Source organism: Pseudoduganella sp. UC29_71 (assembly GCF_042693265.1).
GTDB lineage: Bacteria > Pseudomonadota > Gammaproteobacteria > Burkholderiales > Burkholderiaceae_D > Rugamonas.
This window is the reverse complement of the sequence record NZ_CP170549.1, coordinates 1599966-1618998: the sequence shown is the minus strand read 5'-3', so window position 1 is coordinate 1618998 and position 19033 is coordinate 1599966. Positions and strand designations below refer to the sequence as shown.

The 19033-nt window shown below is 67.2% G+C and carries 17 protein-coding genes; 11 read left to right on the top strand and 6 right to left on the bottom strand.

The genetic code is table 11. The features are described from left to right. Positions 1 to 111: 111 nt before the first annotated feature. The 5 genes from ACFJI2_RS07150 (at position 112) to ACFJI2_RS07130 (ending at position 6251) form a co-directional block, all read left to right on the top strand. On the top strand, positions 112 to 1500 hold the full coding sequence (locus ACFJI2_RS07150) for an SH3 domain-containing protein (RefSeq protein ID WP_377704377.1): 1389 nt from the start codon (positions 112 to 114) through the stop codon (positions 1498 to 1500). Between the two features lie 150 nt (positions 1501 to 1650). Continuing rightward, positions 1651 to 3840 (top strand): TonB-dependent siderophore receptor, encoded by a 2190-nt coding sequence (locus ACFJI2_RS07145; RefSeq protein ID WP_377704376.1) that lies wholly within the window; start codon positions 1651 to 1653, stop codon positions 3838 to 3840. Between the two features lie 16 nt (positions 3841 to 3856). Continuing rightward, on the top strand, positions 3857 to 4138 hold the full coding sequence (locus ACFJI2_RS07140) for an iron uptake protein (RefSeq protein WP_107872402.1): 282 nt from the start codon (positions 3857 to 3859) through the stop codon (positions 4136 to 4138). 66 nt (positions 4139 to 4204) lie between these two features. Beyond that, the gene (locus ACFJI2_RS07135) at positions 4205 to 5941 is read left to right on the top strand and encodes a PepSY-associated TM helix domain-containing protein (protein WP_377704375.1); all 1737 of its coding nucleotides are present in this window, start codon (positions 4205 to 4207) and stop codon (positions 5939 to 5941) included. Beyond that, positions 5934 to 6251 carry a DUF3325 family protein gene (locus ACFJI2_RS07130; RefSeq protein ID WP_377704374.1) on the top strand — a complete coding sequence of 106 codons (318 nt, stop codon included), beginning with the start codon at positions 5934 to 5936 and terminating at the stop codon, positions 6249 to 6251. The genes ACFJI2_RS07135 and ACFJI2_RS07130 overlap by 8 nt, the downstream gene beginning before the upstream one ends. A 63-nt stretch (positions 6252 to 6314) precedes the next feature. Here the strand turns inward: ACFJI2_RS07130 and ACFJI2_RS07125 are convergent, their stop codons facing one another. Next, positions 6315 to 6686 carry a hypothetical protein gene (locus ACFJI2_RS07125; protein ID WP_377704373.1) on the bottom strand — a complete coding sequence of 124 codons (372 nt, stop codon included), beginning with the start codon at positions 6684 to 6686 and terminating at the stop codon, positions 6315 to 6317. Positions 6687 to 6693: 7 nt separating this feature from the next. Beyond that, positions 6694 to 6900, bottom strand: coding sequence for a DNA-binding protein (locus ACFJI2_RS07120; protein WP_377704372.1), 207 nt, complete (start codon positions 6898 to 6900; stop codon positions 6694 to 6696). 227 nt (positions 6901 to 7127) lie between these two features. On the opposite strand from ACFJI2_RS07120, the gene ACFJI2_RS07115 reads away from it, so the two are divergent. Then, the gene (locus ACFJI2_RS07115; protein ID WP_107871649.1) at positions 7128 to 9359 is read left to right on the top strand and encodes an NADP-dependent isocitrate dehydrogenase; all 2232 of its coding nucleotides are present in this window, start codon (positions 7128 to 7130) and stop codon (positions 9357 to 9359) included. 71 nt (positions 9360 to 9430) lie between these two features. Then, positions 9431 to 9667: a hypothetical protein gene (locus tag ACFJI2_RS07110; RefSeq protein WP_107871647.1), complete on the top strand. Its 237-nt coding sequence runs from the start codon at positions 9431 to 9433 to the stop codon at positions 9665 to 9667. An 8-nt stretch (positions 9668 to 9675) separates the two neighbouring features. On the opposite strand, the gene ACFJI2_RS07105 is transcribed toward ACFJI2_RS07110, so the two are convergent. The 4 genes from ACFJI2_RS07105 to ACFJI2_RS07090 all read right to left on the bottom strand — a co-directional run bounded on the left by ACFJI2_RS07105 (position 9676) and on the right by ACFJI2_RS07090 (position 15036). Then, positions 9676 to 10614, bottom strand: coding sequence for a Gfo/Idh/MocA family protein (locus ACFJI2_RS07105; RefSeq protein ID WP_107980151.1), 939 nt, complete (start codon positions 10612 to 10614; stop codon positions 9676 to 9678). 381 nt (positions 10615 to 10995) lie between these two features. Next, a complete protein-coding gene (locus tag ACFJI2_RS07100; RefSeq protein WP_377704371.1) occupies positions 10996 to 11910 on the bottom strand; it encodes a family 43 glycosylhydrolase in 915 nt (304 codons plus the stop codon). Continuing rightward, the gene (locus ACFJI2_RS07095; protein ID WP_377704370.1) at positions 11907 to 13373 is read right to left on the bottom strand and encodes a hypothetical protein; all 1467 of its coding nucleotides are present in this window, start codon (positions 13371 to 13373) and stop codon (positions 11907 to 11909) included. Before ACFJI2_RS07095 ends, ACFJI2_RS07100 begins: the two co-directional genes overlap by 4 nt. A 25-nt stretch (positions 13374 to 13398) precedes the next feature. Next, positions 13399 to 15036: a glycoside hydrolase 43 family protein gene (locus tag ACFJI2_RS07090; protein ID WP_377704369.1), complete on the bottom strand. Its 1638-nt coding sequence runs from the start codon at positions 15034 to 15036 to the stop codon at positions 13399 to 13401. 111 nt (positions 15037 to 15147) lie between these two features. Between ACFJI2_RS07090 and kduI the strand changes: the two genes are divergently transcribed. From kduI to ACFJI2_RS07070, 4 genes are all read left to right on the top strand, one after another. After that, positions 15148 to 15996: a 5-dehydro-4-deoxy-D-glucuronate isomerase gene (kduI, locus tag ACFJI2_RS07085; protein ID WP_377704368.1), complete on the top strand. Its 849-nt coding sequence runs from the start codon at positions 15148 to 15150 to the stop codon at positions 15994 to 15996. Positions 15997 to 16005: 9 nt separating this feature from the next. Continuing rightward, on the top strand, positions 16006 to 16761 hold the full coding sequence (gene kduD / locus ACFJI2_RS07080; RefSeq protein ID WP_377704367.1) for a 2-dehydro-3-deoxy-D-gluconate 5-dehydrogenase KduD: 756 nt from the start codon (positions 16006 to 16008) through the stop codon (positions 16759 to 16761). After that, on the top strand, positions 16746 to 17801 hold the full coding sequence (locus tag ACFJI2_RS07075; RefSeq protein WP_377704366.1) for a sugar kinase: 1056 nt from the start codon (positions 16746 to 16748) through the stop codon (positions 17799 to 17801). The genes kduD and ACFJI2_RS07075 overlap by 16 nt, the downstream gene beginning before the upstream one ends. 183 nt (positions 17802 to 17984) lie before the next feature. After that, the gene (locus tag ACFJI2_RS07070; RefSeq protein WP_377704365.1) at positions 17985 to 19031 is read left to right on the top strand and encodes a hypothetical protein; all 1047 of its coding nucleotides are present in this window, start codon (positions 17985 to 17987) and stop codon (positions 19029 to 19031) included. The last annotated feature ends 2 nt before the right edge of the window (positions 19032 to 19033 follow it).

Genomic DNA, 19033 nt, shown 5'->3' with positions numbered 1-19033 from the left:
CAGGCGGCAAGGCCGGCTGCTGCCGCCCGGCTGCCGCCCATGTGCCGCCCAGGTGCCGGCGGCGCGGGAATGGACTATCATGGCAGCTCCGCCCAACCTGCGACGACTACGATGCGTTTCCAGTTCCCTGCCGCGCTGACGCTTGCCCTTGCATTGGCCACTGCCGCCCACGCGGCACCGCCGGCCGTGTCCGCATGGGGCGTGCCGGCCGTCAGCGAAGACATGCTGGCCGCCGACTACTGGATACGCCGCGCCCCGTCCCCGACCGCCACCTTGCGCAGCAGCGCGCAGCTGGCGGCGCAGCGCCGCGCCGCCTATGCGCCCGGCGGCGGCTTCATCGACCTGGCGGCGCTGCCGGCCACCCTCACGCGGGAGCAGATTGCCGAGTGGCTGCGGCAGGCGGAGCAGTCGCCCATCAAGCTGGTGGTGGACATCAAGGGACGGCAGGTGACGCCGGCCCAGCTGCAGGCGCTGCGCAGCAGCACCGCCGCCGATGCCGTCGCGGCCACGCCGACACGGTATGGACTGAGCGTACGCCGCACGCCCATGCGGACGCTGCCCACCGACCTCCAGTTCTTTGCCGGCGTCGACCAGCGCGACTATGAAAGCCTGACCGCCGGCGTGCTGTTTCCGGGCGAGCCCGTGGTGATAGCGCACCGCAGCGCTGACGGAGAATGGCTGCTGGTCATGACGACGCAAGGCCCGGCCTGGGTGAAGGCCACGAATATCGCCGAGGGCCAGCCGCGCGCCGTTTTCTCCTATGCCGCGCAGGCGCCGGGCCGCGTGGTGACGGGCGACCAGGTCCGCACCGTCTCCACGCCGGACGCGCCGGACGTATCGGAACTCGACCTGGACATGGGCGTGGCCTTGCCCGGCGCGGACTACTCGCCCGGCGAGCCGGTGAACGGCGCCAGCAGCGTCGCCTCGTGGGTGGTGAAATTGCCGGTGCGCCTGCCGGACGGCAGCCTGGCGTTTCGCAGCGCGCTGGTGCGCCGCACTGCCGACACCGCCCCCGGCTACCTGCCGCTCACGCGCGCCAACATCCTGCGCCAGGCATTCAAATTCCTGGGCGAGCGCTATGGTTGGGGCCACCAGTTCAACGCGCGCGACTGCAGCGGCCTGACCAGCGAGGTCTATCGCAGCATGGGCCTGCTGCTGCAGCACAATTCCGGACTGCAGGGCAGCAGCACGGCGCTGCATCACCGGACGTTCACCGCGCAGGACACGCACGCCGAGCGCGTGCGCGCGCTGCGCCAGGCCGAGGTGGGCGACCTGGTCGTGGTCCCGGGCCATGTGCTCATGATCATCGGCCACGTCAACGGCGAGCCCTACGTCATCCAGGACGTGCCCTATGCGGTGTTCAAGGACCCCGCCACCGGCCAGCTGCGCCGGACCAAGCTGAACCAGGTATCGGTCACGCCCCTGCTGCCGCTATTCGCCGACGACAAAACCTTGTACGTGGACGCGATGACCAGCCTGGTCCAGGTTACCCGGCAATAAACGCGCAACGCCTCCGGTCAAACCGACCGGCCCCCAGGCGCTCGCGCCACCTCCCCCCTCGCCGATAGCAATTCCTTTGCACATCTGGCATTTTCTCCATATAATGTTGCGAATCGTTCTCATTTGCATTCTCATTCTCAATCATATCCAATGACAACCTCCCTCCGCCATTCCCGGCCGGCGCGCATGGCGCTGGCAGTTTCCCTGGCGCTATGCGCCATGCAAGGCCACGCTGAAGAGCAGCTGCACGTTGCCGCCGCGGATGCGGTGCTGCCGCAAGTCGTCGTGCAAGGCAGCAGCCTGTCCGGCGCCACCGAAGGTTCAAGCTCCTACACCAAGGGGGCCATGTCCACCGCCACCGGCCTGGACCTGTCCGTGCGGGACACGCCGCAGTCGATCTCCATCGTCACCCGCCAGCGCATCGAGGACCAGGCCATGATGTCGGTGGCCGACGCGCTGGGCGGCACCATCGGCATTTCGGTCAAGCCAGTGGACCGGGGCCGCAACCAGCTGTCGGCGCGCGGCTTCGACATCACCAATTTCCAGTTCGACGGCATCCCCATGGCCACCGGGAACATCGGCATCGAAACCGGCAACACGGCGCTCTACGACCGCATTGAAGTGGTGCGCGGGGCCACCGGCCTGCTGGGCGGCGCGGGCGATCCGTCGGCGGCCGTGAACCTGGTGCGCAAGCATGCGGACAGCAAAACCTTCACCGGTTCCGTCAGCGCCCAGCTGGGCTCGTGGAAGCAGCGCACCGGCACCGTGGACCTGAGTGCGCCGCTGAACCAGGACGGCTCGGTGCGCGGCCGCTTCGTGGCCAGCGTCGGCAAGCAGGACGCCTTCATCGACCTGGAACACACGGACAACAAGCTGTTCTACGGCGTGGTGGACGCGGACCTCGGCAAGAACACGCGCCTGAGCGTGGGCCTGAGCGACCAGCGCGACCAACGCAACGGCGTGCTGTGGGCCGGCCTGCCCTACTGGTACGCGGACGGCAGCCGCACCGACTGGGGCACCGGCAAAACCACGGCCACCCGCTGGAACCAGTGGGACACGCACGAGCAGACCGCCTTCATCAACCTGCAGCACACGCTGGCCAACCGCTGGACGCTGCGCGCCGACGTGAGCCACCACCGCCAGAACGAGGACTCCAAGCTGCTGTGGATGTGGGGCGACCCGGACCGCGCCACGGGCCTGGGCCTGCAAGCCCTGCCCTACCACTACATCTCCGATCCCAAGCAGACGCAAGCCGGCGTCAGCGCCGGCGGCCCGTTCCAGCTGTTCGGCCGCCATCACGAGCTGAACGTGGGCCTGGTCCACAGCCGCCTGACGGACGGCTGGAGCAACCGCGACCTGGTGGGCGACATGGCGCCGCTACCGGACTTTAACCACTGGGACGGCTCCTATCCGGAACCGGCCATGGGCGCGCGCTACCGGGGTTCGCGCGGCACCACCGAGCAGTCCGCCGTGTATGCCGCGTCCCGCCTGCAGTTGACCGATGCCCTGAAGGCCATCGTCGGCGGCCGCGTGAGCAACTGGCAGCGCAAGGAGGAAGCGGCGGCGTGGACTGCATCGGCCTACCAGATCGACCACAAGCGCGTGTTCACGCCGTACGCGGGCCTGGTGTACGACCTGAGCCCGCAAACGTCCGCCTACGCCAGCTACACCGACCAGTTCAAGCCGCAGACCAGCCGCGACCGCAACGGCAACTACCTCGACCCGCTGGAAGGCAAGAGCTACGAGGCCGGCCTGAAAGGCGAATTCATGGACGGCAAGCTGAATGCCTCGGCGGCCGTGTTCCGCACCGAGCAAAGCAATTTCGCCGTGGCCGATGTCGGCTACTTCGTGCCCGGCACCACCAATCCCGCCTTCCGCACCGCGCAGGGCGTCACGGTGAAGGGCTATGAAATGGAAGTGAACGGCGACCTGGCGCGCAACCTGAACCTGAGCGTGGGCTGGACCCGCTTCTCCGCGCGGGATGCCGACGGCGTGGACGTGGCGGTGGACCATGCGCGCAAGCAGTTCAAGCTGTTCACCAAGTACACCATGGTGGACGCATGGCGCGGCGTGAGCTTCGGCGCCGGCGTGAACTGGGAAGGCGGCCGTCCGGCCAGCGCGGTCAATCCCGCCACCGGCGCCACGGAGAAGGTCGGCCAGGGCGCCTATGCGCTGGTGGACGCGATGGCGCGCTACGCCTTCAGCGACCAGCTTTCGCTGCAGCTGAACCTGTCCAACCTCACCAACAAGAAGTATCGCTCGGGCAGCTACTGGTGGGGCGCGCCGTACACCTACGGCCAGCCGCGCAAGGTGCTGCTGACGATGGATTACCGCTTCTGACATGGGACAGGCCGCCATGAAACACGCCGCCAGCCACATCGTGTCGCGCGTTGCCGCCAGCCTGCTGGGAGGGTATGCCTTTGTGTGGGGCTGCGTGGTGCTGGGCATCGCGCTGCTGCTGGCGGCCGGCGTGCCTTACGGCGAGGCCCGCACGGTGGCGTATCTGCTAGCCTTCCTGGTCTTCCTGGTTTGCTTCTGCTGGGCTTATGCGGCGGCCAGCCTGCTGCGCGTGTGGTGCGTGCTGCTGGGCGGCGGCGCGGCCATGACGGGCGCCGCATGGCTGCTCACGCGCGCCTGAGCCTCGCCCACAGACTCGCGCCCACTGCCCCGCGCCCACTGACGCCCACCCTTACCGGAGTTCCCCATGTTCCCATCCTTCCGCCTGTCCATGGCCTGGCTGCACACCTGGTTCGGCCTGGTGCTCGGCTTTATCTTGATGGCCGTGTTCTTCTTCGGCACGCTGTCCGTGTTCGACCGTGAAATCGACCGCTGGGCCATCCCGCAAACCCGCTTCGCGCCGCAGCCCATGCCGTCCTACGACCAGCTGCTGGCGCCGGTGTTCCGCCAGATCGCGCCCGAGGACGAGGAAATCGAAGCGGCGCGCGGCCGCATCGGGGCCGCTCCCGTGGTCGGCCCGGCGCGCAGCTGGAGCGCCTACACCACGCACCGCGATCCGGTGCTGCAGCTGTTTGCCGAGTTCGGCGTGTCCAACAACCCGGCCGATCCGGACGAGCATGTGCACGGCCACGTCACCATCGACCCGCGCAGCGGCCGCGTGCTGCCGCACGACCAGCTCAAGATCGGCAGCGGCTTTTTCTACCCGCTGCACTACAGCCTGCACATTGAATGGAAAGGGCTGGGCTACTGGATCGTGGGCCTGGCGGCGCTGGCCATGCTGGCCGCGCTGGTGAGCGGCGTGGTCATGCACCGCAAGGTCTTCCGCGAGCTGTTCACCTTCCGGCCCGACAAGCAAACGCAGCGCAGCGTACTGGACCTGCACAACCTGACCGGCGTGGCGGCCCTGCCCTTCCACTTCATCTTCGCGCTGACCGGCCTGGTGATCTTCGCCGGCATCTACCTGCCGGTGGACCAGACCCTGCTCAAGCCGCAGGCCATGGAGCACGCCATGGCCGAGGCCAGGGCCAAGGGGCTGCCGTTCAAGCCGGCCGGCGTGGCCGCGCCGCTGGCGTCCGTGGATGCGATGGTGGTGGAAGCGAAGCGCCGCTGGGCCGCGCGCGGCATGCCGGGCACCGTGGGGTTCCTGGTGGTGAACCATATCGGCGACGCCAACAGCTATGTGAGCATCTACCGCGCGGGCAGCGACCGCGTGGCGCTGGTCGGCCAGGCCGTGCACTTCAACGCCAGCGGCGACGTGATCAGCGCAGACCCGGTGCCCGCGGCGGCGTCCGGCATCAACGAATTTCTCACCGGCCTGCACCTGCAGCATTTCGAGCACTGGCTGCTGCGCTGGTTCTATGTGCTGGGCGGCTTGTCGGGCTGCGCCTGCATCGCCACCGGCTTCATTTTCTACGTGGAGAAGCGCAAGCGGCAGCACGCCAGACAAGGCGCGGCCGGCGCGCGCTGGGTGGACGCGCTGGCCACGGCGGCCGTCACCGGCATGCTGATCGCGGCACTGTCCATGCTGGTGGCCAACCGCCTGCTGCCGGATGATATGCCGCACCGGGGCGACTGGGAAAGGAACGTGTTCTGGGGCGCCTGGCTGCTGTCGCTGCTGCACGCGGCATGGCGCAGCGCGCCGGTGCGGGCGGCGCGCCTCTCGCCCGCGTGGCGCGAGCAATGCTGGACGGTGGCGGCGCTGGCGGTCGCCGCCGTGGTGCTGAACGCGGTCACCACCGGCGACCACCTGCTCAAGACCGTGGGCGAAGGCTACTGGCCAGTGGCAGGCCTGGACCTGGCCCTGCTGTCCAGCGCCGCCCTCGCCATGCTGGCCGCGCGCAAGCTGCGCCGCCGAGAACAGCATGACAGCCTGCCTGCGCCCCGCAGCCGCGAGGGCGGCGCATCATCCGCCAGCCTGTCGGCCAGCCACCGCGCCAGCCCGGCCGAGCAGGACGGTGTCACTTCACGAGGCTCCCATGCATAACGTTTTGATATTGACCGCCGCCATCGCGGCCGCCGTGGCCGGCGCCGGCTGGCTGGCGCTATCGATGGAGCCTCACTGGCAACAAGTGTGTGGCGGCCTGCCCGCCTCGGCCGTCACGGTCCGCCAGCTGCGCGCGCTGGGCGCCCTCGCCTGGCTCGCCTCCCTGCTGCTCTGCCTGTGGGCAGACCACGCCTCGATGGCGGCGCTGGTCTGGGTGATGTCCCTTGCCGGATCAGCCCTGACGGTGGCCTTCACGCTAAGCTGGCGCCCCCGCTGGCTGGCGCCGCTCGTGGCCTGGGCGCGGCATTGAGCAACTTAGTCCTGGAACGGGTCAAGCAGCCTGACTTGGGCTGCTAAAACAGAGCGAAATCCCCTATCCCGTGTCACCCACGTCATATCGCGCACGATGGCAATCGCCGCGATCTGCTTGTCCATGGCGTGAGGGTCGTTTCTTTTCTCCGGTCAGGAGCGCTCCCCACACTTGCGCGCAGTCGGCGTCGAATTCAATTATCCGGCCGGTGAAACTGCCCAGCAGCCCGTCGAGCCAATGCTCGTAACTCCCGGCCTGTAATAATTCTTTTCTCCTGCGCGCCTGCGCAATGCCGGCCCGAATCTCGCCTATCGCCTGGACCGGCAGGAAAAGCTCCGCATCCCCCACGGTCTGGAAAAAGCGCGCCACGCCGGGGTGGCACCGCCCGCCCTTGCGGTATTCGGCAATGACGCTGGTATCGATCAGATAAGCCATGCGCCGGTCACCGGACCTCGAACACATCGTCATCGTCAAAATACGGCATGGCGGCAAGCACCTCTTTTAACAGCCGCTTGGGCGGCTGCTCCAGCAGTGCCGCGCGCAAGATGTCGCGATGCTCGGCCTCGGCGCTGCGGTGATGGTCCGCAGCGCGGCGGCGCAAGGCGTCCACCACGCTCTGCTCGAGATTCCGTACCAATAACTGGGCCATGGCCGCCTCTGAATGCTATCAATGCTATCGAAAGTATAAAACATTTCGCCCTAATCCGCCCGGAACCGAGGGGTTTCCGCCCAATATTAGTGTCTAGGGTCTAAAATACGCACTTGGGCGAAAAAGGGGTCAGCGCCGACACCGTAGCGCCCAGGGCAAGAACGACTATTCCTGTGCCTGAAAACTTATCAAGTGAATACCGGCACCGACCGCATACGAGGGAAACCATGGCAACACCAAAATCAAAAATCATCTACACACTGACCGACGAAGCGCCGCTGCTGGCGACCTATTCCCTGCTGCCCATTATCAAAAAGTTCACAGCGCCTGCCGGCGTTGACGTGGTCCCCAGCGATATTTCGGTGGCGGCGCGCGTGCTGGCCGAGTTCCCCGAGTACCTGACCGACGAACAGAAAGTACCAAACACCCTGGCCGAACTGGGCGCCCTGACCCAGCTGCCGGACACCAATATCATCAAGCTGCCCAACATCAGCGCCTCCGTGGCCCAGCTGCAAGCCTGCGTGCGCGAGCTGCAAAGCCGCGGCTACAAGCTGCCGGACTACCCGGAAGACGCGAAAACCGACGAAGAAAAAGCCCTGAAGGCCCGCTTCGGCAAGTGCATCGGCAGCTCGGTCAACCCGGTGCTGCGCGAAGGTAACTCCGACCGCCGCGCACCGAAGGCCGTCAAGGAATTCGCGCGCAAGAACCCGCATTCCATGGGCGAGTGGAGCCAGGCTTCGCGCACCCACGTGTCGCATATGCACCATGGCGACTTCTACCACGGCGAAAAGTCCATGACCCTGGACAAGCCGCGCGACGTGAAGATGGAACTGATCACCGCCTCCGGCAAGACCATCGTGCTGAAACCGAAGGTCTCGCTGCAAGCCGGCGAAATCATCGACAGCATGTTCATGAGCAAAAAAGCGCTGCTCGAATTCTACGAGCGCGAGCTGGAAGACGCGCGCAAGACCGGCGTGATGTTCTCGCTGCACGTGAAAGCGACCATGATGAAGGTGTCGCACCCCATCGTGTTCGGCCACTGCGTGCGCATCTTCTACAAGGAAGCGTTCGCCAAGCACGCCAAGCTGTTCGACGAGATCGGCGTGAACGTGAACAACGGCATGGGCAACCTGTACGAGAAGATCGAAAAGCTGCCGGCGTCGCAGAAGGAAGAAATCCTGAAGGACCTGCACGCCTGCCACGCCAACCGTCCGGAACTGGCCATGGTCGACTCGGCCAAGGGCATCACCAACTTCCACTCGCCGAACGACATCATCGTGGACGCATCGATGCCGGCCATGATACGCATCGGCGGCAAAATGTGGGGCGCCGACGGCCGTCCGAAGGACGTCAAGGCTGTGATGCCGGAATCGACCTTCGCCCGCATCTACCAGGAGATGATCGGCTTCTGCAAATGGCATGGCAACTTCGATCCGAAGACCATGGGCACCGTGCCTAACGTGGGCCTGATGGCGCAGCAAGCCGAGGAATACGGCTCGCACGACAAGACCTTCGAAGTGCCGGAAGGCGGCATCGCCAACATTACCGACCTGGCCACCGGCGAAGTGCTGCTGACCCAGACCGTGGAAGAAGGCGACATCTGGCGCATGTGCCAGGTGAAGGACGCGCCGATCCGCGACTGGGTCAAGCTGGCCGTCACCCGCGCCCGCAACTCCGGCATGCCTGCCGTGTTCTGGCTGGACACCTACCGTCCGCACGAGAACGAAGTGATCAAGAAGGTGCAGACCTACCTGAAAGACCACGATACCACCGGCCTGGACATCCAGATCATGTCGCAGACGCGCGCCATGCGCTACACGCTGGAACGCGCCTTCCGCGGCCTGGACACCATCTCGGTGACCGGCAACATCCTGCGCGACTACCTGACCGACCTGTTCCCCATCTTGGAACTGGGCACCTCGGCCAAGATGCTGTCCATCGTCCCGCTGATGGCCGGCGGCGGCATGTACGAAACCGGCGCCGGCGGTTCGGCGCCGAAGCACGTGAAGCAGCTGGTGGAAGAAAACCACCTGCGCTGGGATTCGCTGGGTGAGTTCCTGGCGCTGGCGGTGTCGCTGGAAGACATGGGCATCAAGACCGGCAACGCGAAAGCCAAGCTGCTGGCCAAGACCCTGGACGAAGCCACCGGCAAGCTGCTGGACAATAACAAGTCGCCATCGAGCCGCACCGGCGAGCTGGACAACCGTGGCAGCCACTTCTACCTGTCGCTGTACTGGGCGCAGGCCCTGGCCGCGCAGAACGAAGACGCGGAACTGAAAGCGCACTTCGCGCCGCTGGCCAAGGCCCTGGGCGAGAACGAAGCGAAGATCGTCGCGGAACTGGCCGAAGTGCAAGGCAAGGCCATGGACATCGGCGGCTACTACTTCCCCGAGCCGGCCAAGACCTCGGCCGTGATGCGTCCTAGCGCGACCTTCAACGCTGCGCTGGACACCATCTGATAAGGTTACTTCGGTAAAGCAAAGCCCCCGGCGCCTGTGGCCCGGGGGCTTTTTTGTTTGGGAGAACAGCGATGCCGATCAAGATGATCGATGGCTACGAAGTCGAGTACACCGGCGAACTGCTGGAAGGGACCGCGCAATGGGGCGCCTTCGTGTCCATCTACGCGCCCTCCAGCAACCCGATGCACATGGCGCACATTTACCCGAAGCGGCGCGTGTCGGCGGACCTGAAGCTGATGGACCAGCACAGCGCCGAGGCGGAGGCCGAGCGCGCCGCCGCCCAGATCCTGAAAGAGCTGCGTTCCTAGCGCGGCGCTTACTCCACGTATGCCGGCGCGGCGATGCGCTTGCCGAGCATAAAGGCGTCCGCCACGATGCGCAGCGGCGCGAAATCGGCATCCGACTGGCCGGCCGAGACCAGCGCGTGGAAGTGCGCGTACAGGCCGGGATACTCGCGCTCCGCTTCCTTCATCACGGCCTTGCCGTCGATCTCCAGCGTGGTGCCGCCCATGTGCAGCGCCAGCTTGCCGCCGTCCTGCGCTTCGGCGTAGATGCTCCACGTCTGCAGGTTCTCCTGCAGGAAATCGAACGCCGCGCTCACCGGCACGCCGCCTTCGGTGGCCATGTCCAGCTGCACCTCGATGGGCGCGTCGCAGTTCACCGGAATGTGCAGGTCCGCCTTCTTCACCACCACCAGGTCGCCCACCACGGCCGTCAGGATGGACAAGGCATTGATGCCCGGATCGAACACGCCCATGCCGCCCGGCGCAAATATCCAGGCCTGGCCCGGATGCCACTGGCGCACGTTTTCCTTCCACACGATCTGCACGCTCTTGAGCGGATGCTGGGCGATCCAGTCGCGGGTGGCGCCCACGGCCGGCGCAAAGCGCGAATGCCAGCTCGCCAGCAGCGTCTTGCCCTGCTGCGCGGCGAAGTCGCGCAAGGCTTCGGCCTCGCCCAGCGTGGCGCCGGGCGGCTTTTCCAGGAACACGTGGCGGCCGCTGGCCAGCGCCTCCTTGGCGATGCGGTGGCGCACCTGCGGCGGCGTGCAGATGGCCAGCGCTTCGATTTCGGGATGGGCGGCCAGCATGCCGGCCATGTCGTTGTAGGCGGTAATGCCGTCCGGCCGCGCGTGCGGCGAGCAGCCGGCCACCAGCTCGAAGCCCGGATTGGCGCGGATGGCGGGGATGTGCTGGTCAACCGCGATTTTGCCGAGGCCGACCAGGCCGATCTTGATAGGGGAAGTAGTTGCCATGACGTAGATGCAAGTTGTGGAGTATTCCGGCAGCGTACCCGCCTTCCGCAGCCTCCACCTATATCTTTTTTTACGCGAGCTATGAGTTTTTTGCAGAGTTTCGGCATAGCCGGCGGCGGCCGGCCAGCAGCAGGCAGGGGGAAGTGTCTCGTTTTTCGCTTTTTACTAAAAGCTGCTAACCACTACTACCTCGTGCTACTCGTCGGGAAGGCGCGCTAGGTCCGGACGAGGTCGCCGCCGTAAGCGCCGTAAAGGGCAACACCATCCCGCAGATCCGTGAAGAAAAAAAAACCCGCTTACACGGATAAGCGGGCAAAGAGGGAACGGGCGTGCGGAAAGAGGAAAAAACCGCGCACCCGGCTCCGGAGAACTGTCGTTCCGCTAGCGCAGCATGTTGCCGTCGCCGTCGTAGCGGATTTCCTGCATCAGGACCGAACGCTTGTGGCTGCCGCCGCCGGGCAGCGCATTGTCGTGGTAGAACAGCAGCGTCTTGCCGCCCTGCTCCAGGATGGCGTGGTGGTTGGTGGAGATCTTCAGGTAGTCGATCAGCACGCCCTTGTAGCTGAAGGGTCCCAGCGGCGAAGCGCCGGTTGCGTAGACGATCTGGCCCGGCCAGCCGGTGGAGAAGGAAAAGTAGTACACGCCCTGGTGGCGATGCAGGAACGGCGCCTCGCCATACGGCTTGCTGTCGGCCGGGAAGCCGCTCACCGCCACGTCGCGGATCGGCCCCACGGTGCCGCGCAGGTCCGGCGCCAGCTCCACCACCTTGGGCACCCGCGTGCCGAAGTACATATAGATGCGGCCGTCGCCGTCCACGAACACGGCCGGGTCGATCGGCTCGGCGCCCGCGTTGGCGTCGCGCGCCTTGTCCACCAGCGGCTTGCCCAGCGCGTCCACGAACGGGCCTTCCGGCGAGTCGCTCACGGCCAGGCCGATCTGGGTCTGGTTCACGGGCGCGAAGAAGTAGTATTTGCCCTTGTATTCCAGCGCTTCCGGCGCCCAGGCGTTGGCGCCCGCCGCCGCCCATTTGAACACCGTGGCCGGCAGGAACGGCCCCTTGTCTTCCCAGTGCGCCAGGTCGCTGGACACCAGCAGCCGCCAGGAGGTGGAATCCCACTTGTCGCCGGAGTTGTTCTGGTCGTCCGTGGCGTAGACGTAGTATTTGCCCTTGAAGTAATGGGGCGAGGGGTCGGCGCTGAAGTTCTTCGTCAGCAGCGTTTGCGCCGACAGCGGCGCGCAGAGCGGCGCGGACAGCACAGCGCAGGCCAGCGCCAGCGCGGATCGTTTCGTCGTCATTTGAACTGCACTCCTTCCACGTGGGGGCCAATGTCGAGCAGGTTGGCCTCAGGGCCTGTCAGCTTGCGTCCGCCCACGGTGACGTTGTCGATGACGATGTTGCGCACCTTGCGGCTCGCGTCGTGGCCGTAGATGACGGAGGCGCTGGGCGAACCCAGGCCGCTGTAGCTGATGTTGCGCAGCGTGATGTTCTCGATGCCGCGCCCGGGACTGGTGTTGTACTTGGGCGTGTAGGCGATGTGCAGGTTGAACAGCTTGCCCTCCTCGATGCGCTCGACGCGGATATCCTCGAACGTCACGTCGCGCACCAGGTTGTCGTCGCCGGCCATGATGCCGATGGCGCCTTCGTATTCCGGGTCGTCCTCGTCATGCTCCAGGATGTCGATATTGCTGAAGCGGATGCGCTCCAGCACTTCGGCCTCCGGGTGCGCCGGCGTGGGCGTGTTGCCGTGGATGCCGATCATGACGGCGTGCGCCACGTCGGCCCACAACGTAGTGTCCCTCACGCTGATGTCGCGCGTGTTGCCCCAGATGTCCCAGCGGTGGTTGTACAGCGTGATGCAGTCGTCCGAGGTGCGGATAAAGCTGTCCGAGATCTTCACGCGCTCGCAGGCGAAGTGGCCCAGGCCGTCGGACCACTGGCCGCCGCCTATGGTGCGGATGCTGCGCTCTTCCAGATCCTGCGAGGTAATGCAGCGCATGGTGCCTTCGGGCTGGTTGACGAAGATGGGGCCATCGATCAGCACGTTGCGCGAGTTGCGGATCTGGAGCTGGCTGGCGCCCATGAACAGGCCGTCGCTGTAGACCTTGACGTTTTCCACGCCGTCGATGATGAGCGGCCGTTTCAGCACGGCGGCGCCGTCGATGTAGACCGTGGTGTTCGAGCGCAGCTTGAATTCGCCGTCGTGCAGGCCGGGCGCGAAGTAGACCACGGGCTGGGTGAAGTCGGGCGTTTCGCCTTTGCCGGTGCTCATGCCGGTGGCCCCTTCCGCCGGACGCGGCATGTCCTTGCGGATGGCGTGGGTGAACAGGTGCAGGTTGTGGTGGCGGTCGCCGTCGAATTCCACGCTCAGGTTTTCCGCGCGGTTCAGCGTGAAGTAGGCCACGCCGCCTTTCACCACCGGCTTGATGCCGCGCGCCGTAGGCCGCACGGCCACTTGCGAGAAGGCGCCGTTATTCTTCTGCACCGCCACTTCGACCGCGCCGTCAAAATTGAAGTAGACCATGGACGCGTCCTTGACCGGCTTGTCCAGGTCCACCTTCACGTTGTACTCGTACAGGTCCTGCCACACGCCGCCGGGCGTGCGCACGCGCACGGTGTAGTCGTCGTTGTGGTGGGTGTAGCGGAACGCTTCGGGGAAGCGGTGCACTTGCAGGGCGTTCTGCGGGGCGGCCGTGGCCGTTGCCGTCGATGCCGCGACTGCAAGCCCGGCGGCCAGCAGGCGGATGAATTTACTGATCACTATGTCTCCTTGTTATAGTCGCCGCTCAGGGCGTGATGCGGAAGTAATCGATGTCCGCCCAGGCGTTCTTTGCCGCCGCCGTGGCGGGCACGGTGCTGAACAGGCCCAGCTGCGCGCCCACCCAGCGGCCCACGCCGGCCTTGAACGGCTGCCCGGCGGGGATGAAAGTCTTGTTATCCAGGCTGTAGGAAAACTGCGCCATCGCGTCCGCGTCCACGCGCACGCGCAGGTAGGCCGTGGCGGCGGGCACGGTAGCCATCACCTCGCTGCGCTCCGCGCACTTGTCCGGTGGCGGTGCTTCGCACACGGCGCGCACCAGCTGTGCCGCCTTGCCTTCCCGGCGCAGGCCCACCCACGCGTAGCGGATGCCCAGCACCACCAGGCCCGCGCGCTGCCCGTCCGCACCGCCGGCGGCGTCCCGCGTCCCGCCCAGCGTGATGCTGGCGTCCGCGCCGAACACCGGCGCCGGGAATTTCTGTGTCAGCACGGACGGCGTTTCGCGCAGGTTGGCGCCGCCGGCCATCGGCTGCGCTGGCAACCGCAAATAGCCGGGGCGCGCCGTCAGCGAAGCCCAAGAAGACAGATAGTTCGCGTTCCACTGCCATTGCAGGCCCAGCGCCTTGCCGGAAAATTCATCCGTGGTGGCCGGAACCTGCACGCCTCGGTCGCGGCCCGCCGGCTTGGCGTGGCGCAGCACCGGCTCGCCCACGCCGTCGCCGTCCTTGTCCTCGCCGATCACCGGCCAGCCGTCCTTCCACCGCATGGGCTGCAGATGCACCACGCGTCCGTACGCGCCCTTGTCCTGGAAGTGATAGAACCAGTCGCGCCCGTCGATGCCGTCCACCCACGCGCCCTGGTGCGGCCCGTTCACGGCCGACATGCCCTGCGCCATCACGATGCGGTCCTCGTACGGACCTTCGATGCTGCGCGAGCGGAACACGGCTTGCCAGCCGTTCTCCACGCCGCCCGCCGGCGCGAACACATAGTAGTAGCCGTGCGCCTTGTGCAGCTTGGGGCCTTCGATGGTGAAGTAGCCCGGCAGCTTGTCGCCGTTGATGATGTCCCTGCCCTTCTCGTCGAGCAGCCTGCTGCCGTCCGGCGCCATGCTGCGCAGGGTGAGGATGTTGTTGATGCCGGAACGGCTCTTGGCCCAGCCGTGCAGCAGCCAGGCCTTGCCGTCGTCGTCCCACAGCGGCGCCGGATCGATGATGCCCTTGCCGGCCAGGATCAGCCGGGGCGCGCTCCAGGGGCCGGCGAACTTCTCGGCCGTCATCACGTAGATGCCCACGTCAGGGTCCGGATAAAAGATCCAGAACTTGCCGTCGTGGTGGCGCAAGGCCGGCGCCCACACGCCCTTGCCCGGCTGCGGCACGGCGAAGAACTGCGCCGGCGACAGCTGCGGCAGCGCGTGGCCCACCAGCTCCCAGTTCACCATGTCGCTCGATTGCAGCAGCGGCAGGCCGGGCGCGTTGCTGAAGCTGGAAGACGTCATATAGAACATGTCGCCGACGCGGATCGCGTCCGGGTCGGAGTAGTCGGCGTGCAGGACCGGGTTGCGGTAATGGCCGTCGCCCAGGTCCGCCGTCCAGGGCTGGGCGGGAGCGGCCCACACCGCCTGCGGCGCCGCTGCGGCCATGGCCAGCAGGAATAGCTGTCTGATCATCCGTGTCTCTCGTTTTGTTTGTTCTGCTTGGCATTTTCAGCCGACATGGGTATTATAGTTGTTATCGATAACAGACCGCAAGCGTTTTAGCGCGCGAGCATGGAGACCGCAATGTACGAAAAAACCTACCACGCCACCCATCCCGACATGATGGCGCAAGTCAGCAACGATCAGCTGCGTGAGCGCTATTTGATCAGCAAGCTGTTCGTGGCGGACAGTGTGCAGCTCAATTACTGCCATCATGAGCGTTTCGTGATTGGCGGCGCGGCGCCGGTGAGCGGCCCCGTTTCCCTGCCCCGCCACGCCGAGCCGGCGTCGGCGGCGGGCCAGCCCTACCTGGTGCGGCGCGAGATGGGCGTCATCAACGTCTCGGGCGGCACCGGCCGCGTCACCGTGGACGGCACGGCCTACGAACTGGCGCCGCGCGACGGCCTGTATCTCCCCATGGGCACGCAGGACGTCACCTTCGAATCGCTGGACGCGGGCCAGCCGGCGCGCTTCTACCTCGCCTCCACGCCGGCCCATGTCCGCTATGAGGTGAAAAAGATCTCCAACGCGGAAGCCGTGCCGCTCGAACGCGGCAGCGCCGAAACCTCGAACGCCCGCACCATCTACCAGTACGTCATTCCCGGCGTATGCCAGTCCGCGCAACTGCTGCTTGGCCTCACCATCCTGAAAACGGGCAGCGTGTGGAACACCATGCCGCCGCACCTGCACGACCGCCGCTCGGAAGTGTATTTCTACTTCGACCTGAAGGACAGCGAGCGCGTATTCCACTTCATGGGCGAACCGGATTCGGCGCGCCACATCATTGTGGCCAACGAGGAAGCGGTGGTGTCGCCGCCGTGGTCCATCCACATGGGGTCGGGCACGGCCAACTACGCCTTCATCTGGGCCATGGGCGGGGAAAACCTCGACTACACGGACATGAATGTGCTCGACATCTGCCAGCTGAAGTAAGGGGCCGCCATGTCCGAACTGTTCAATCTCGCGGGGCGCACCGCCCTCGTCACCGGCGCCAACACGGGCCTGGGCCAGGCCATCGCGGTGGCGCTGGCGCAGGCCGGGGCCGACATCGTGGCCGTGGGCCGCAGCGACGCCGCCGACACTGCCGCGCGGGTGGCGGCCGTCGGCCGCCGCTTCGACTTCATCGCGGCCGACCTGTCCGGCGCCGAACCGGCGCAGCGCATCGTCGCCGAAGCGCTGGCCCGGCAGGGCCGGCTGGACATCCTCATCAACAACGCCGGCATCATCCGCCGCGCGGATAGCCTGGACGTCAGCGAAGAGGATTGGGATGCGGTCATCAACACCAATCTCAAGGCGCTGTTCTTCCTGTCCCAGGCCGCTGCGGCGCACATGGCGCAGCAGGGCGGCGGCAAGATCATCAACGTGGCCTCGCTGCTGTCCTTCCAGGGCGGCATCCGCGTGCCGGCCTACACCGCCAGCAAGAGCGCGGTGGCCGGGCTGACCAGGGCGCTGGCCAACGAGTGGGCCGTCAAGGGCATCAACGTGAACGCGCTGGCGCCGGGCTACTTCGACACCAACAACACGGCGGCCCTGAAGGCGGACCCGGAGCGCAGCGCGTCCATCCTGGCGCGCATCCCGGCCGGGCGCTGGGGCCAGCCCACCGACCTGGGCGGCGCCGCCGTGTTCCTGGCCAGCCGCGCCAGCGACTATGTGCACGGCATCGTGCTGCCGGTGGACGGCGGATGGCTGGCGCGATGAAGGGGCGCATCGTCTGCTACGGCGAAGTGCTGGTGCGGCTGTCCGCGCCGGCCGGCCAGCTGCTGCTGCAATCGCTGCCGCATTCGGCCGGCCTGGAGGCGTGCATCGGCGGCGCCGAGGCCAATGTGGCGGTATCGCTGGCGCAGTTCGGCCACGACGCGGCCATGGTCAGCGCGCTGCCGGACAACGCGCTCGGCCACGCGGCGCGCAAAGTGCTGCGCGGGCATGGCGTGGACACCGGCGCCATCGCCTTCCGTCCCGGCCGCATGGGCTTGTACTTCCTCACGCCGGGCGCCGTCACGCGGCCGCCCGAGATCATCTACGACCGCGCCGGCTCGGTGTTCGCCGAAGCGCAGGACGGCTTGCATGACTGGACTGCGCTGCTGGACGGCGCCGACTGGCTGCACGTTTCCGGCGTCACGCCCGCCATCGGTCCCCGCGCGGCCGAAGCGGTACTGACCGCCGTGCGCGCCGCCAGCGCGCTGGGCGTGCGCGTCGCCTACGACGGCAACTACCGCGCATCGATGTGGGCCGCCCAGGGCCAGGACGGCGCCGCCGTGCTGCGCGAGCTGATGAGCCATGCCGACCTGGCCTTCGCCGACCAGCGCGATATCGCGCTCGTACTGGGCCGGCCGGAACTGGCCCAGGCGCCGGGTGCGCCCGCCGACGCGGCGGGCACGCGCGCCGACGCCGCCGCAGCGGCTTTCGCCGCCTTCCCCAAGCTGGGCGCCCTGGCCGCCACGGTGCGCGCGCAGCACAGCGCCGGCCGCCACACGCTGGCCGCCACCCTGCACACCCGCGCCGCCACATTTGCCGCGCCGGCCGTGGAGCTGGACGGCATCGTCGACCGCATCGGCACCGGCGACGCCTTCGCGGCCGGCATCCTGCACGGCCTGCACAGCGGCTGGACGCACGCCGAGACGCTGCAATTCGGCCTGGCCGCCGCCGCGCTGAAACACGGCATCGCGGGCGACTTCAACCTGGCCACCACCGCGCAGGTGCGGGCCGCCATGACGGGAGCGCTCGATGTACGTCGCTAAACCCGCAGTGCGCACCCGCCCGGCGCCTGCAACCGCGTGCGGCGTCGCCGTTGCCGCCGTTGCCGCTGTCTCCGCTGTCTCCGCTGTTTCCGCTGTTTCCGCTGTTTCCGCTGTTTCCGCTGCTACCGCTGTCGCCGCTGTCGCCGCTGTTGCCGCCACAGCCGTCGCGGCCGGGAGCGCCGCATGAGCCGCGCCTGGAGACTCCAATGGGAACACGGCAGCGCCGAAGTGCAGCCGCTGGGCGGCATGCTCGGTCCTGTCACGCTGCGCCTGGAAGGCGGCCGCGAATTCGACATCATGCACGTCGCCCCCTGGCACGGCATGACCGCCGCCGACGCCCTGCCCGGCATCCTGCAGCGCCTGCGCGGCGAATGGCCCTGCGTCCCCTTCGGCCGCGCCGACCAGCCGCTCGACCTGCCGCCCGCCTGGCGCACGCACCCCGCCGGCGACCAATGGGACCATGGCTACGCCGCCAACCACGCCTGGCACTGCGTCGACGCCACGCCACAGCGCCTGCACCTGGCCATCGACTACCCCGCAGATTCGCCCGTTACGCGCGTTGAACGCATCATCGCTGCCGATCCGCACGCGCCGGCGCTGGACATCACGCTCATCGTCCACGTGCGCAGGGAAGCGCGCCTGCCGGCCGGACTGCACCCCACCTTCCGCCTGCCGCCCGCCGCCGGCCGCGTGCTGGTGCAACTGGCCGCGCACGAGGGCGTGCACAGCTACCCCGCCAACGCCCCCGGCGCCATCTCCCGCCTGCGCCCCGACACCCGGTCGGCCAGCCTGGCCTGCATGGCCGGCACGGACGGCCCGCTGGACCTGAGCCGCCTGCCCCTGCCCGGCCCCAGCGAGGAGCTGCTGCAAGTGCGCGGGCTGCAGTCCCCCGCCCCGGCAGGCGACCCGGTGGGCGCCGCTCCCGCGCCGTTCACGCTGCACTACCTCGACTACGCCGCCAGCGTCGGCATGTGGTGGGACACCGCCCAGCTGCCCGACCTGATGCTATGGATCAGCAACGGCGGCCGCATCCACTTCCCCTGGATGAGCCGCCATCTCGCCATCGGCGCCGAACCGGTCAACAGCCTGTTCGACCTGGGCCGCGTGGCGCAAGCGCCCGCCGGCCACCCGCTGGCCGACCGCCTCGGCATCGCCCTGTCCCCGCAGCGGCCGTGGCAAACGCAATACCGCATCGCAGCCTGGCACCAGGCCGCCCAAGTTCAATCCTGACG

Coding starts and splice junctions, on each gene's coding strand:
- ACFJI2_RS07100 (WP_377704371.1), bottom strand. CDS start 11,910: ATGACGACGAAACGATCCGCGCTGGCGCTGGCCTGCGCTGTGCTGTCC.
- ACFJI2_RS07120 (WP_377704372.1), bottom strand. CDS start 6,900: ATGGCCCAGTTATTGGTACGGAATCTCGAGCAGAGCGTGGTGGACGCC.
- kduI (WP_377704368.1), top strand. CDS start 15,148: ATGTACGAAAAAACCTACCACGCCACCCATCCCGACATGATGGCGCAA.
- ACFJI2_RS07105 (WP_107980151.1), bottom strand. CDS start 10,614: ATGGCAACTACTTCCCCTATCAAGATCGGCCTGGTCGGCCTCGGCAAA.
- ACFJI2_RS07110 (WP_107871647.1), top strand. CDS start 9,431: ATGCCGATCAAGATGATCGATGGCTACGAAGTCGAGTACACCGGCGAA.
- kduD (WP_377704367.1), top strand. CDS start 16,006: ATGTCCGAACTGTTCAATCTCGCGGGGCGCACCGCCCTCGTCACCGGC.
- ACFJI2_RS07130 (WP_377704374.1), top strand. CDS start 5,934: ATGCATAACGTTTTGATATTGACCGCCGCCATCGCGGCCGCCGTGGCC.
- ACFJI2_RS07125 (WP_377704373.1), bottom strand. CDS start 6,686: ATGGCTTATCTGATCGATACCAGCGTCATTGCCGAATACCGCAAGGGC.
- ACFJI2_RS07090 (WP_377704369.1), bottom strand. CDS start 15,036: ATGATCAGACAGCTATTCCTGCTGGCCATGGCCGCAGCGGCGCCGCAG.
- ACFJI2_RS07145 (WP_377704376.1), top strand. CDS start 1,651: ATGACAACCTCCCTCCGCCATTCCCGGCCGGCGCGCATGGCGCTGGCA.
- ACFJI2_RS07140 (WP_107872402.1), top strand. CDS start 3,857: ATGAAACACGCCGCCAGCCACATCGTGTCGCGCGTTGCCGCCAGCCTG.
- ACFJI2_RS07135 (WP_377704375.1), top strand. CDS start 4,205: ATGTTCCCATCCTTCCGCCTGTCCATGGCCTGGCTGCACACCTGGTTC.
- ACFJI2_RS07115 (WP_107871649.1), top strand. CDS start 7,128: ATGGCAACACCAAAATCAAAAATCATCTACACACTGACCGACGAAGCG.
- ACFJI2_RS07070 (WP_377704365.1), top strand. CDS start 17,985: ATGAGCCGCGCCTGGAGACTCCAATGGGAACACGGCAGCGCCGAAGTG.
- ACFJI2_RS07150 (WP_377704377.1), top strand. CDS start 112: ATGCGTTTCCAGTTCCCTGCCGCGCTGACGCTTGCCCTTGCATTGGCC.
- ACFJI2_RS07075 (WP_377704366.1), top strand. CDS start 16,746: ATGGCTGGCGCGATGAAGGGGCGCATCGTCTGCTACGGCGAAGTGCTG.